The organism is Streptomyces sp. Alt3 (assembly GCF_030719215.1).
GTDB lineage: Bacteria > Actinomycetota > Actinomycetes > Streptomycetales > Streptomycetaceae > Streptomyces > Streptomyces glycanivorans.
This window is the reverse complement of the sequence record NZ_CP120983.1, coordinates 665807-678880: the sequence shown is the minus strand read 5'-3', so window position 1 is coordinate 678880 and position 13074 is coordinate 665807. Positions and strand designations below refer to the sequence as shown.

At 71.5% G+C, this 13074-nt stretch carries 11 protein-coding genes and 1 pseudogene; 5 read left to right on the top strand and 7 right to left on the bottom strand.

The window, feature by feature from the left end:
• Position 1: 1 nt before the first annotated feature.
• The gene (locus tag P8A20_RS03085; protein ID WP_147958053.1) at positions 2-955 is read right to left on the bottom strand and encodes a HAMP domain-containing sensor histidine kinase; all 954 of its coding nucleotides are present in this window, start codon (positions 953-955) and stop codon (positions 2-4) included.
• 230 nt (positions 956-1185) lie between these two features.
• Between P8A20_RS03085 and P8A20_RS03080 the strand changes: the two genes are divergently transcribed.
• From P8A20_RS03080 to P8A20_RS03060, 5 genes are all read left to right on the top strand, one after another.
• Positions 1186-1461 (top strand): hypothetical protein, encoded by a 276-nt coding sequence (locus tag P8A20_RS03080; protein WP_147958054.1) that lies wholly within the window; start codon positions 1186-1188, stop codon positions 1459-1461.
• A 146-nt stretch (positions 1462-1607) separates the two neighbouring features.
• A complete protein-coding gene (locus tag P8A20_RS03075; RefSeq protein ID WP_147958055.1) occupies positions 1608-2339 on the top strand; it encodes a FadR/GntR family transcriptional regulator in 732 nt (243 codons plus the stop codon).
• A 151-nt stretch (positions 2340-2490) separates the two neighbouring features.
• A complete protein-coding gene (locus P8A20_RS03070; protein ID WP_147958056.1) occupies positions 2491-3258 on the top strand; it encodes a (Fe-S)-binding protein in 768 nt (255 codons plus the stop codon).
• The gene (locus P8A20_RS03065; RefSeq protein ID WP_147958057.1) at positions 3255-4799 is read left to right on the top strand and encodes a lactate utilization protein B; all 1545 of its coding nucleotides are present in this window, start codon (positions 3255-3257) and stop codon (positions 4797-4799) included. Before P8A20_RS03070 ends, P8A20_RS03065 begins: the two co-directional genes overlap by 4 nt.
• Positions 4796-5434, top strand: a complete 639-nt coding sequence (locus tag P8A20_RS03060) for a LutC/YkgG family protein (protein ID WP_306102793.1) — start codon at positions 4796-4798, stop codon at positions 5432-5434. The genes P8A20_RS03065 and P8A20_RS03060 overlap by 4 nt, the downstream gene beginning before the upstream one ends.
• Before the next feature lie 104 nt (positions 5435-5538).
• Here the strand turns inward: P8A20_RS03060 and P8A20_RS03055 are convergent, their stop codons facing one another.
• The 6 genes and pseudogenes from P8A20_RS03055 to P8A20_RS03030 all read right to left on the bottom strand — a co-directional run bounded on the left by P8A20_RS03055 (position 5539) and on the right by P8A20_RS03030 (position 13006).
• Complete coding sequence (locus P8A20_RS03055) at positions 5539-7434, bottom strand: DUF2264 domain-containing protein (protein ID WP_306102792.1); 1896 nt, start codon at positions 7432-7434, stop codon at positions 5539-5541.
• The gene (locus tag P8A20_RS03050; protein WP_147958060.1) at positions 7431-8459 is read right to left on the bottom strand and encodes a hydroxyacid dehydrogenase; all 1029 of its coding nucleotides are present in this window, start codon (positions 8457-8459) and stop codon (positions 7431-7433) included. Before P8A20_RS03050 ends, P8A20_RS03055 begins: the two co-directional genes overlap by 4 nt.
• A 37-nt stretch (positions 8460-8496) precedes the next feature.
• On the bottom strand, positions 8497-9372 hold the full coding sequence (locus P8A20_RS03045; protein ID WP_147958061.1) for a carbohydrate ABC transporter permease: 876 nt from the start codon (positions 9370-9372) through the stop codon (positions 8497-8499).
• Positions 9369-10371 (bottom strand): annotated as a pseudogene (locus P8A20_RS03040) (carbohydrate ABC transporter permease). The gene P8A20_RS03045 and the pseudogene P8A20_RS03040 overlap by 4 nt, the downstream one beginning before the upstream one ends.
• Positions 10372-10411: 40 nt before the next feature.
• A complete protein-coding gene (locus P8A20_RS03035) occupies positions 10412-11779 on the bottom strand; it encodes an ABC transporter substrate-binding protein (protein ID WP_147958063.1) in 1368 nt (455 codons plus the stop codon).
• Positions 11780-11881: 102 nt separating this feature from the next.
• Entirely contained in the window at positions 11882-13006 is a 1125-nt protein-coding gene (locus tag P8A20_RS03030) for a substrate-binding domain-containing protein (protein ID WP_147958064.1), read from the bottom strand.
• Between the last annotated feature and the right edge of the window lie 68 nt (positions 13007-13074).

Here is a 13074-nt window from a genome sequence, read left to right as displayed (position 1 = left end):
CTCAGGCGTTTCCGTTCCGTACGGGGACGTCGAGGCGTACGTCCGTGCCGCCCGTCGCGCCGGCGGAGAGAGTGAGTGTGGCACCGATGAGCAGGGCGCGTTCGCGCATGCCGCGAAGACCCGCACCCTCGGGGGCGTCCCCGAGGCCACGGCCGTCGTCGCGGATGCGCAGCTCCACCCCGCCCGGGCGGCGGCGCAGGGAGAGTTCGAGCAGGGTCGCCCGGGCGTGGCGGACCGTGTTGGTGAACGCCTCCTGGGCGATGCGGTAGACGACGAGTTCCGCCTCCTCGCCGAGTGGTGGCAGGTCCTTCTCCATCTGCCGCCTGATCGTCAGTTCCCTGGGTGTCGGCGTCTCCGTGGTCAGCGCGGTGAGAGCGCTGACCAGCCCGAGCTCCTCCAGCACTCCGGGGCGCAGGCGCCGTGCGATCCGGCGGATCTCGTCGAGGCTCCCCCTCGTGATCTCCTGGACCTGCGCCAGTTCCTCGCGCAGGGGTTCCGGGGCGTGACCGGTGACCCGTTTCAGCTCCAGCAGCACGGCGGTCAGGGTCTGGCCCACCTCGTCGTGCAACTCCTGCGCGACCCGGCGGCGTTCGGCCTCCTGGGCCCCCAGGGCACGGGCGCTGCTGGTCGCACGCTCCGCCTCCAGCCGGTCGAGCATGCTGTTGAACGTCTCGATCAGCGCCGCGACCTCTCCCTCTCCGGCGACTTCCGGGCGCGGCCGCGGACTCAGCAGGTCGATGGTCGCCATCGCCCGGGTGACCCGTTGCAGCGGCGCGAGACCCAGCCGCAGGAGCAGTGCGTTCGCGCCGAGCATCAGGGTCATGCCGCCGGCCAGGATCAGGGCCTCCGTCAGCACCACCGGGGCGGACACGGTGATCGGACCGAGCAGCAGCAGGGCCCCGGCGGCGACCAGCACCGCGGCGTTGAGCAGGAAGATGCGCCAGAACAGGGACAAGACCGCACGGCCTCCTTCGGACGGTTCACGGGTGTTCGGGTGCCTCCACTATCGCCGGTCGGGGCCGTCGCGCGCCGCCGCGGCCCCGGTCCGTGGCGGCGTCTGCATGGTGGCCCCTCTCGAAGATGGGTGTCAGCCCCGATGTTCTGTGCCCCCTCACGGCACCGACGATGGAGTCGGATCCAAAGGATTCCGGTCCGACCGATCCATCCGACCGGGAGGGAGTCACCATGGCCCACTACGACGAGCGGCTGCACGGTTTCGAGGACCGGCTCCGCCGCGAGCAGACCGAACACGGCGTCCCGGAGCGGAACGCTTCGCGCGGTTTCCGCCCCGGCCCGACCACGTGGCTGTGGCTGGCCGTCGGGGTCGTCGGCCTGCTGACCGGCATCTTCATCGGCCACGGACTTCTCATCGCCGCCGGCCTGGTGGTCGCCGGCATGGCGGGACAGCTCCTCGACCCGCAGCGCGGCAGGCGGCGGGGCGGTGTACCGCGGCCTCGTTGAACCACCCGGCACAGCCTCGACGAGCCACCCCGGGGGCCGCCGGAGCGGCGGACACCGCCCCGGTCGGCCCCCCGGGCTTTGGTCCGACCACACGTGCTGTGTGACATAGTCGGAGCATGCGTATCGCCCGGAACAGGGAGTAGCGGATGCCCGTCGAGTGGCAGCCCGTGCGGCAGTCCCGCACCCATGAGCTCGTCCTGAAGAGCATCGAGGAGCGCGTCTTCGCCGGAGAGCTCAAGGCGGGCGACCGCCTGCCGGCCGAGCGGGAGCTGGCACCGGTGCTCGGCGTCAGCCGCTCCGCGCTGCGCGAGGCGCTCAGGGTGCTGGAGACCATCGGTGTCCTGGTCGCCCAGCCCGGCCGGGGCCCCGACTCCGGTGCGCGCATCGTGCGCAACCCGGACGACGCGCTCGGCCGGCTGCTGCGCCTGCATTTCGCGCTCGGCAGCTACAGCCTGCACGACGTGCTGGAGGCGCGCGTCGTCCTGGAGCGTTCCAGCTGGGAGGCCGCAGCCCGGCACGCACGCGCCGAGGACCTCGACTCCGCGGGTGAACTCGTGAGGCGGATGGGCGAGCCGGATGTCGGCGTGGCCGAGTTCAACGATCTCGACACCCGCTTCCACGTGCTGATCGCCGGGAGTTCGGGCAACGCGCTCACCTCCACCCTCACTTCGGCGGTGCGCGAATCCGTCCGCCCGCTCATCCTGCGGGCGCTGGAAGCGGCCGGCGACTGGCCCGCGACGGCGGGCGCGCTCAACGCCCAGCACGCGCAGCTGCTTAGGCTGGTGCGCGAGGGGCGCGGCGCCGAGGCCGCCGACCTGGTCGAGGAGCACATCCGGGGTCTGCACGGAACGCTGGTCGACGACAACGACGTCCCGTAGGGGGCGCGACGCATGCTGCGGAACGGGAGCGGGGACGGTGCACAGGCACCGTCCCCGCTCCCGTTCCCGTCTCCCCCGCCGGGCGTGCGCGCATGCTTCCCCATTCGGACCGAGGCTAGTATGGTCGGACCATAAATCCCGAGGAGGCCCCATGCGTATCGGACTCTTCGCCACCTGTCTGGGAGACACGCTCTTCCCGGAGGCGGTGAAATCCACCGCGGTGCTGCTCGCCCGCCTGGGTCACGACGTGGTCTTCCCGCCGGGCCAGACCTGCTGCGGCCAGATGCACGTCAACACCGGTTACCAGCGCGAGCCCGTCCCGCTGGTACGCAACTTCGCCGAGCAGTTCGGGGACTCCTCGATCGACGCCGTCGTCATGCCGTCAGGATCGTGCGCCGGATCGGTCCGCCACCAGCACGAGATCGTTGCCGAACGCTACGGGGACGCCGCGCTGCGCGCCGGGGTCGCCAACGTCAAGGCCAAGACGTACGAGCTCTCCGAGCTCCTCGTCGACGTCCTCGGTGTCACCCACGTCGGCGCGTACTTCCCGCACCGCGTCACCTACCACCCCACATGCCACTCCCTGCGCATGCTCCGGGTCGGCGACAAGCCCCTGAAGCTGCTGCGCGCCGTCGAGGAGATCGACCTGGTGGAGCTTCCCGAGGCCGACTCCTGCTGCGGCTTCGGCGGAACCTTCGCCGTCAAGAACTCCGAGACCTCCACCGCCATGCTCCAGGACAAGATGCGCAACATCTCCGCGACGAAGGCCGACGTGTGCTCCGCCGGTGACTCCTCCTGCCTGATGCACATCGGCGGCGGGCTCTCCCGCATCAGGTCCGGAACGCGCACCCTGCACCTGGCCCAGATCCTCGGCTCCACCCGCACCGCGCCGTACGCCCTGATGGAGGCCGCCCGATGAGCACGTTCCTCGGCATGCCCGCCGCCCCGCCCCGCTCGCCGTACGGGACGGGTAATCTGCGCGGAGACCGGAAGTTCCCCGAGGCGGCCCACGACGAACTCCGTAACGAGCAACTGCGCCGCAACCTCGGCAGGGCCACCCGCACCATCCGGACCAAGCGCCTGAACGTCACCGGGGAACTCCCGGACTGGGAGCAACTGCGCGACGCCGGGTCGGCGATCAAGACCGACACCATGAACCGGCTTCCCGAACTACTGGAACAGCTGGAACGGAAGGTCACCGAGCGCGGCGGCACGGTCCACTGGGCACGCGACGGCGTCGAGGCCAACGAGATCGTCACCCGGCTGATCCGGGCGACGGGCAGCAGCGACGTCATCAAGGTGAAGTCGATGGCCACCCAGGAGATCGGCCTCAACGAGCACCTCGAAGCAGCGGGCATCACCCCGTACGAGACCGACCTGGCCGAGCTCATCGTGCAGCTCGCCGACGACAAGCCCTCGCACATCCTGGTCCCCGCGATCCACCGCAACCGCGACGAGATCCGGCAGATCTTCCTCGACGAGATCCCCGGCGTCGACCCCGACCTCGACAACGTGCCCGCACACCTCGCCGCGGCGGCCCGCGCCTATCTGCGCGAGAAGTTCATGACGACCAAGGTGGCCGTGTCCGGTGCCAACTTCGGCATCGCCGAGACCGGCACCCTCACCGTCGTCGAGTCGGAGGGCAACGGCCGGATGTGCCTCACACTGCCCGACACCCTCATCACGGTGATGGGCATCGAGAAGGTCCTGCCGCGCCATCAGGACCTGGAGGTCTTTCTCCAACTGCTGCCCCGGTCCTCGACCGGCGAGCGGATGAACCCGTACACCTCCATGTGGACGGGTGTGACACCGGGCGACGGCCCGCAGGACTTCCACCTGGTCCTCCTCGACAACGGCCGCACCGCCGCGCTCGCCGACGCGATCGGCCGTGAGGCGCTCAACTGCATCCGCTGCTCGGCCTGCCTCAACGTCTGCCCCGTGTACGAACGGGCCGGCGGCCACGCCTACGGATCAACGTACCCCGGCCCGATCGGCGCGGTCCTCACTCCGCAGCTCGCCGGGATGGACGCGGCGAAGAACGACCCCAACAGCTCCCTGCCGTACGCCTCCAGTCTCTGCGGCGCCTGCTTCGACGCCTGCCCCGTGAAGATCGACATCCCCTCGATGCTCGTGGAACTGCGCCACCAGCACACCGAACAGTCGGGCACCACGGCGGAGAAGCTGGCCATGAAGGCGGCGGCCGGTGTGATGAGCAGGCCGAAGCTCTTCACCGCGGCGCAGAAGGCCGCCTCCCTCGGGAGGGCCGCCGGCGGGCGCGACGGCACCATCTCGCGACTGCCGGCCCCGTTCAGCGGCTGGAGCGACAGCCGTGACACCGCGGCACCGCCCAAGCAGTCCTTCCGCGCCTGGCTGTCCTCGGCGGAGGGCGCCGCGACCATGCGGGCCGCCGCCGATGAGGGCGCGGGACGTACCGCCGACATCCCCGAGGAGGACCGGTGACCACCCCCACCGCACGCGAGACGGTGCTCGGCCGGATCAGGGACGCCCTGGCCCTCGCACCCACCCCCGACACGGTGATCCCGCGTACCTACCGCACGGGCCGCACGCTCCCGGACGGCGAACGCCTCGCACTGCTGACCGACCGGCTCGTCGACTACAAGGCGACGGTCCACCCCTGCACCGCCGACCGCACGGCCGAGGTGGTCGCAGGCATCCTGCGCGAGCGCGGCGCCCGCCGGATCGGTGTCCCGGACGGGCTGGACGAACAATGGCTCGTCGCCTACGACGGCGAGGTCCGCCGGGACTCGGCGGACATCCCCGCACCGAGCCTCGACGCGCTGGACGGCGTGGTGACGGCGTCCGCGGTCAGCTGCGCCGAGACCGGCACGATCTTCCTGGACGGATCACCCGACCAGGGCCGGCGTGCCCTGTCGCTCGTCCCCGACCTCCACGTCTGCGTCGTCGACCTGTCCTCGGTCGTGGCAGGCGTCCCGGAGGCGGTGGCCCGGCTGGTGCCGGGAAGGCCGACGACCCTGATCAGCGGACCGTCGGCCACGTCCGACATCGAACTGGAACGGGTGGAGGGGGTCCACGGCCCCCGCACCCTCGCCGTGGTGATCCGCACCGACGTCTGAGACCCGCCCCTGGTTCTCCTACGGGCACCGGGCTCCGCCCGGCGGACGAGAGCGGCCGGCGGCAGCCCGGAAGGGCTGCCGCCGGCCACCGTCGGACCGTCGGCTCAGCGGAGCCGGTGGGTGACCTCCAGGGGGGCGAAGCCGACACGGGTCATCGAACCGTCGTCCGCCCAGGCGACCTCGACCGTGTCACCGTCCACGTTCACCCCGCTCACCGCCGTGGAGAGCGGCGCGGGCTCCTCCTCCGCCGTCAGCGACGCGAGCGCCACCAGGAGTTCCGTCCCCTCCACGTCCGCACCGAGCCTGGGCATCACCGCCCACCGCGTGAACGCGGTGCCCTGCGGGGCCCGTACGTCCTCCAGCTCCGCCCAGCCGTGCAGTCCGTGCAACGCGGAGGAGACCGCGTCCTGCTGACCGGTCGCCCAGCCCGTCTCCTCGGCGCGGGACCCGGCGGGTGCGCCCAGGACCCGGTGCACCCGCAGTTCGTACCGCCCCCGGACGACCGTCACGCTCTCCACCCGCAGGCCCGGCCAGGTCGGCGGTCCCTCCGGGAAGACCGGGGTGTGCCAGGACGCCGCCCAGCCCCAGCCGTCACCGTGTCCCGCACCCAGCGGGTGGATCCGGACCCGGGTGCTGCGGGAGCCCCCCAACCGGACCGAGAGATGGTTGTCCGCTGTGTTCGCGGCCGCCGTGGGACCGGTGGCCGTCGAATACGCGAGGCGGGCGTAGAGCGGGTCCGCCACATCCGCGGTCTCGCCCTCGTGCGGCCGGACATGGTCGCTTCCGTGGTTGTGCAGCCGGACCACGCCGTCCGCCCGGGTCGACTGCACCAGCAGGCCCGGTGACGGCAGCGACAGCACCCGGTCCGGGCCCTCGCTCGGGGCGGGCTCCTCCTGCGCCGTCCACAGCGGGTGCTCCGCCGGTGCCAGCAGGGCGACGAAGGCCTTCGACGCCCAGTACGGCGACGACGGACCCGAGTACACCTGGAGCGTCGCGTCGTGCGGGCCGTGCCAGCCCAGGCTGAGCAGACCGTCGGCCCCCGCCGAACCGCGCTCCAGGAAGTACCGCAGCGAGCCGCTCACCAGCCGGCGCGAGACTCCCGGAGTCAGCGGGGTGTGCCCGGACACCGCGCCCATCCCGACCGCGGCTCCCGCAGCGAAGCGGTAGGAGAGGGAGCGCCCGAAGTGCATCGGGGCGCCGTCCGCACCGAACATCAGGGAGAAGCTCTCCAGATGTTCGCTCAGCCGCGCGCCGTAGAGCGCCGACAGCTCCTCGTCGCCCGACAGGTAGGCGTCCAGCACGGGATACAGGTGCAGCGCCCAGCCGTTGTAGTGGTCGAAGGCACGTCCGTCACCGTCGGCGTACCAGCCCTCGCCGCGGTACCAGACCTCCAGCAGGTCGAGCGCCCGCTGCCTGGCACGGCCCGTCTCCGCGTCACCTCGGCCGACCGACTCCAGGAACCCGGCGACGGAGAAGGGGAACAGGTACCAGTTGTTGGGGGCGGGCGTGTGCCGCAGGGCGCCGCGCAGCCATTCCTCCGCCCGGTCCTGCGTGGCGCCGTCCAGCCGGTCCCACAGCCAGGGGCGGGTCAGCCGCAGGCCGATGGCCACCGAGGCGGACTCCACCATCGGCTGGCCGAACACTGTGTGGTCGAGGATCAGCGGCCACGACTCGGCGTCGTCCCGCCCGGCGGTTCGGGTCCCGGCGGTGAGCCCGTCGGCGTACCGCTCCAGCCAGTTGTGAGGGTCCTTGCCCTCCGCCCCGGCGACCCGGAAGGCGGCGGTGAGGAACGTACGGGCGTAGCCCTCCAGCCCGTCGGACCTCACCCCGGAACGCGAGGGGCGCCCCGGCAGGTCGAGGAGGGCCCGGCCGGGGGTCGCCCACTTCCAGGCGGCGTCCAGCAGACCGTCCGCGGTCGCCTCCCAGTGCGCCCGGGTCCAACCGGTGTACGGGCTCGTCGTGCGGTCTTCGGAGGGGAGCGGGAAGGGGATGGGGCTCATGCGAGGAATGCCAGCCTTTCGCGTCGTACGGGATGGGCGAAGCCGTCGCCCGCGGCCCAGCGGGCGACCTCGCCGACCGCGAGGTCGGCCAGCCGCCGCAGTTCGTTGCCCTGGGAACCCGCGAGATGAGGAGTGATGAGCGCGTTGTCGCAGTCCCACAGCGGATGGCCCTCCGGCAGCGGGTCCGGGTCGGTGACGTCGATCACCGCGCGGATGCGGTCCGCGCGCAGTACGTCGGTGAGGGCGTCCTGGTCGACGACGGCGCCCCGTGAGGTGTTGACCAGGACGGCGTCGGGCCGCATCGTCGTGAGGAGCGCGCGGCTGACGAGCCCCGTGGTCGCGGGCAGCAGCGGTGTGTGGACACTGACCACGTCGCTCTCCGCGAAGAGTTCGGCGAGGCCCACGGGGCGGGCGCCGAGCGCGGCGGCCTCCTCGTCCGTGACGTACGGGTCGTGGAGCAGCACCCGCAGGTCGTAGGGGCGCAGCAGCTCGATCACCCGCCGGCCGATCAGGGAGGCGGACAGGATGCCCACCGTGCGGCGGTAGTTGCCCACCTGGGGCGGGGTCGCGAGCCAGGCGTCGCGCAGGCGGGTGGCGCGGAAGTCCCGGGCCCGTTCCAGGACCCGCTTGCCCGACAGCAGGATCATCGCCAGGGTGTACTCCGCGACCGGCAGGGCGTTGGCCGCCGCGGCCGACGACACCTCGATGCCCCGGTCCCAGCAGGCGTCGGTGACATGGCCCCGTACGGTGCCGGCCGTGTGCACGACGGCCCGCAGCCCGGGTGCGGCGGCCAGCACACCCGCGTGGATCGGCGGACAGCCCCAGCCGGTGATCAGGATCTCGGTGTCCGCCAGTACGGCGCGGGCCGACTCCGTCGTGAAGTCGTCGATCGCGGGAAGGGGTGCGAGCGCGCACACCCCGGCCAGCGCCGCCAGGGAGTCGGGGGAGAGCACCGCGGCAGCGGCGTCCGCTCCCATGGCGAGCGCGGCTCGCGGCCGGCGGTGTGCGGGGGGTGTGCTGGGCATGGTTCTCCTGTGCGGTGGTCCGGGTGGGGCGGAACGGCTACTTGACGGCACCTGCCGTCAGCCCGGACCGCCAGAAGCGCTGGAGCAGGGCGAAGGCGAGGATCAGGGGCAGCACCGCGAGCAGCGAGCCCATGATGACGGCGGGGTAGTACTCCGGCGATACGGACGCGGAGCTGTTCCAGGAGTACAGGCCGAGGCTGACCGGATAGAGGTCCTGGTCGGACAGCATCACCATGGGCAGGAAGAAGTTGTTCCAGATGGCCGTGAGCTGGAAGAGGAAGACGGTGACGAGCCCGGGACCCAGCATGCGGAGCGCCACCCGGAAATAGGCGGCCAGTTCGCCCGCGCCGTCCATCCGCGCCGCCTCGAGCACCTCGTCGGGCACGTATCCCTGGCTGAAGATCCGGCCGAGATACACCCCGAACGGATTGAACAGGACGGGGATGAAGACGGCCCAGAAGGTGTTCACGAGACCGGCCGCCGAGGCCATCAGGTAGAGCGGCAGGGCGAGCACCGTCTGCGGCACCATGACCGCGGCCAGCACCAGACCGAACAGCTTCTCCTTGTGGGCGAAGCGGTACTTGTCGAAGGCGTAGCCGCACGCGATGCTGATCAGCGCGCCGAGCGCCGCGCCGAGCACCGCGTACAGGAGGCTGTTGCCGTACCAGCGTCCGTACAGCCCGCCGTCCATGGCGAACAGGTCCGTCAGGTTCCGGACGAAGGAGAAGTCGGTCAGCGACAGGACGTTGCTGCTGAACAGGGCGTCCCGGTTCTTGGTGGAGGCCAGCACCAGCCACAGCACCGGCAGCAGGGTGTACAGCACCGAGACGCCGACCACGAGGTTGACGACGGAACGGCCCAGAAGGCGGGGCCGCAGCGGCGATGCGGTCCGGGATGTGGTCGACGCGCTCATCGGGCGCCCTCCTCGGCGGCGTTGGCGCGATTGGTCCAGCGGGTGACGCCGTAGGAGAGGGCGACCGTGCAGAGGAGCAGGACGACCGACGCCGCTGCCGCGAGGCCGTAGTTGTTACGGGTGAAGGCGGCGTCGTAGATGTACATGCTGGGCGAGAAGCGCGAGTTGATCATCGGGGTCGACTGGCTGAGCAGCATCGGTTCCGTGAAGAGCTGGAGCGCGAAGATCAGCGTGAACATCGCCACCATCACGATCGAGGAGCGGACCAGGGGGGGCCTTGACCTGGAGCGCGGTGCGGACCGGGCCGGCGCCGTCGACGACCGAGGCCTCGATCACCTCGCGGGGAACGGCCTGCAGGGCCGCGTAGAACACGATCATGTTGTAGCCGAGGTTGCTCCACAGCGCGATGTTCACGATGGAGGGCAGCACGGTGTGCACGCCCAGGAAGTCGATGGTGATGTCGGCCTTGCCGAGCACCTCGATGACCGGACTGATCCCGGGGGTGTACAGGTACAGCCAGATCAGCGCCGCGATGATGCCGGGCACCGCGTGCGGCAGGAACAGCGCAAGCTGGGCCGTTCCGCGCAGCCGTACCACGCCGGAGTCCAGCAGCAGGGCGAGCGCGAGGGCGCCCGCCACCATCAGCGGGATGTAGATCAGGCAGTACAGGGCGACGATGCCCAGACCCCCGAGGAAGGTCGGGTCGGTCACGACCGCCGTGTAGTTGCGCAGCCCGGCGAAGACCGTGCGTTCCGGGCCGAAGCCCAGCCCGGGCTGGTCGTCGCTGAAGAAGCTCAGATAGACGGCGGTGGCGACCGGAATCAGGAAGACGGTCGCCATGAGGACGAAGAACGGCGTCATCAGGACGCCGCAGGCGCCCAGTTCACGCCGACGGGTGGATCCGCGTCCGGCGGGCGCCGGTGCGGAGCCGGCCGGGCGCCGCGGTACTGGTCGTGCGGCGGTTTCCGCGGGGGCGGAGACCGGGGTGGCGCTGGTCAAGGGAAGTCACCTGCCTCTCAGCTGGACGGTGGTCGCGGGGTCAGGCCGAGCGCCTGGTGGTGGACAGGCCGAGTGCTTTGAGGTCCGGCACGGTGCCCTCCTCGGCGGCCCTGACCGCCCCGAGGATGTCGCCCTGGCCTCCGCTCGCCCGTGCGAAACCGTCCTTCATGAGCTTGCCGGTCGCGGTCATCCGCGGACCCCAGGTCCAGCCCGCGCGGATCTTGAGGGCCTCCTGCTCGAAGAGGGTGTAGATGTCCTGGCCGCCGTAGTAGGAGCGGTCGAAGGCCTCACGGCCCACGTCCACCAGCCCGGGGGCGGCCGGGTACTGGCTGCTGGCCCCGCTGGAGAGCCGGGCGCGCAGGGCGTCCGGGTGCGAGACCTGCCACTCGATGAACTCCATGGCGGCCTCCGGCGCCGTGCTGTCCTTGGTGACCGCGAACGTCGAGCCGCCGTGGGTGCCCACACCGGGGTCGGCCGGGTCCCACTGCGGGAGCGGCGCGATCGCCCACTGATTCTTCTGGCCGGGGCGGGCCTTCATCTGGGCGCCCGCGTCCCAGGCGCCGCTGAGCCGGGAGAGCACCGCTCCGTCGGCGATCTGGGCGTCGCTCTGCCGGCTCTCCGTGGCGTTCATGAAGACCAGGTCCTGGTCCGTCAGGCGCTGCCAGTACGCGGCCACGCGACGGGTCGGGGCGTCGGCGAGCGAGAGGTTCCAGGCACCTCCCGAGGTGTCGAACCAGCGCGCGCCCGCCTGCCACGACCACGCGGCGAAATGTGTGTCTCCGTCCGTGGGGAACAGCGCCATCCGGCGCTCGTGCCCCTTGCGGCGCACCGTCCGCGCGGCGTCCTCGAACTCCTCCCAGGTGCGCGGGACGGTCAGTCCGTACCGCTCGAAGAGGTCGGTGCGGTAGTGCATCACCATCGGCTCTATGTCGAGGGGGATGCTGAACACCCGCTTCTCGAAGGTGGTCAGCCCCAGGGCCTGGGGCAGCAGCGCGGCCCGCAGACCGTCGCTCATCAGGCCGGTGAGGTCGCGGCAGACCCCGTCGATGGCGAAGCCGGGTACCTGGGGGTACTCGATGGTCGCGATGTCCGGGGCGTTGCCGGCCCGGGCGGCGTTGCTGAGCTTGGCGTAACCGCCCTGGCCACCCGAGGGGACCTGCTGGAAATCGACCTGGATGGTGTCGTGCCCGCGGTTGAACGCGTCCACGACCTCCTGGCTGCCCCGCAGGGCGGACCAGAAGGTGATGCGTGTCTTCCTGCTGTTCCCGCTGCTTACGGTCCTGCCGGTACTGCTCGTGCCGCCCGATCGTGTGTCTCCGCCACCACCTCCGCAGGCGCTGAGCGCGCCCGTCAGAGGCAGTGCGGCGATCGTGGCGAGCACGGATCGACGGCTCTGTCGACCAGGCATGTGCGCCTCCCGCGGCTCCTGATTCGAGACACGGGGAATACTGATCGGCTGATCGATAGCGGTCAATAGATCGATCAAAAGAAGCTTGAAGTGTTCAAACGATCAGTTTGCCGGAGCGGGCAACTCCCGAGTCGATCCGCGCACTTCGAGCCGGGGGAGCAGCTCCGTCCTGCGCACGGGTCCTGTGGTGCCGGCGGGGTGGGCGAGCCGGTGCAGGAGGAGCTCGGCCGCGGCCCGTCCGATCTCAGCCCTCGGCGGGGCCACAGCGGTGAGGGCGGTGCTGCCCAGGGCCGCGACGACGTCGTCGTACGCCACCACCGAGCAGTCCCGCGGCACCCGGATCCCGCTCTCGGCCAGCCGCTGGACCAGCATCAGGGCGTCCTCGTCGCCGTGCAGGACCGCCCCCGTCACGCCGCGTTCCCGCAGCAGCGCCGCGAGGTCCGGGACCTCCTCCCGGGAACCGGGCTCACCGGGACCGGCGTTCGGGGAGCTGAGCACCACCGACCAGTCCTCCACCTCCGGCCGGGCGGTGGCGATGTCGGCGAACGCGGCCCGTATGGAACGCGCGGTCGGGCTGTCGTTCCTGGCGGCCAGGACGAGCCGCCGGTGGCCGAGCGAGACCAGATGGTCCACGGCCAGGTGGATCCCGTACCAGTGATCGCTGCACACCGTGTCCACGGCGTGCAGCGCGCTGCCCGGCCGGGGCCGCCGTTCCATCAGGACCGTCGGCACCCCCACCTCGGCGAGCCAGTCGTAGTCAGCCTCCTCGCCCGCGGCGCTGCGCCACCGGGGCGCGATCAGCAGGCCCCGCACACCGGCGGCCAGGGCCCGTTCCACCTGGGGCCGTTCGGCCCCCGCCGCCTGCGGGGCGATGTGCAGGGCGATCCGCGCACCGGCCTCCTCCAGGGCGGTCCTGGCGCCGTGCAGGGTCTCGTAGAGATACGAATGCCGCTCCGGGACGACCAGGGCGACAGGGGCCGCCTCCCCGGCCGGTTCGCCGCTCCGCGCGGCGGGTACCGGTGCCGCCGGGCCGGCCTCGTCGCCCACCGGCCGGACCACCCCGTGTCCGCGCCGCAGCATCCCCGCCCTCGCCAGCTCCTCCACGTCCCGCCGGAGCGTGACCGCCGAGACGTCCAGCTCGGTGGCGAGCGCGCTCACCTTGACCGCTCCGCGCGCGTGCACCACCGCGAGGATGCGTTTGCGCCTCAGCTCAACCGGCTCCCGCATGCTGGCCCCCTTGCCTACCGCTGTGCGATGTTCGTTTGAACGTTTCCGTGAGCGTTCGCAGCATAGCG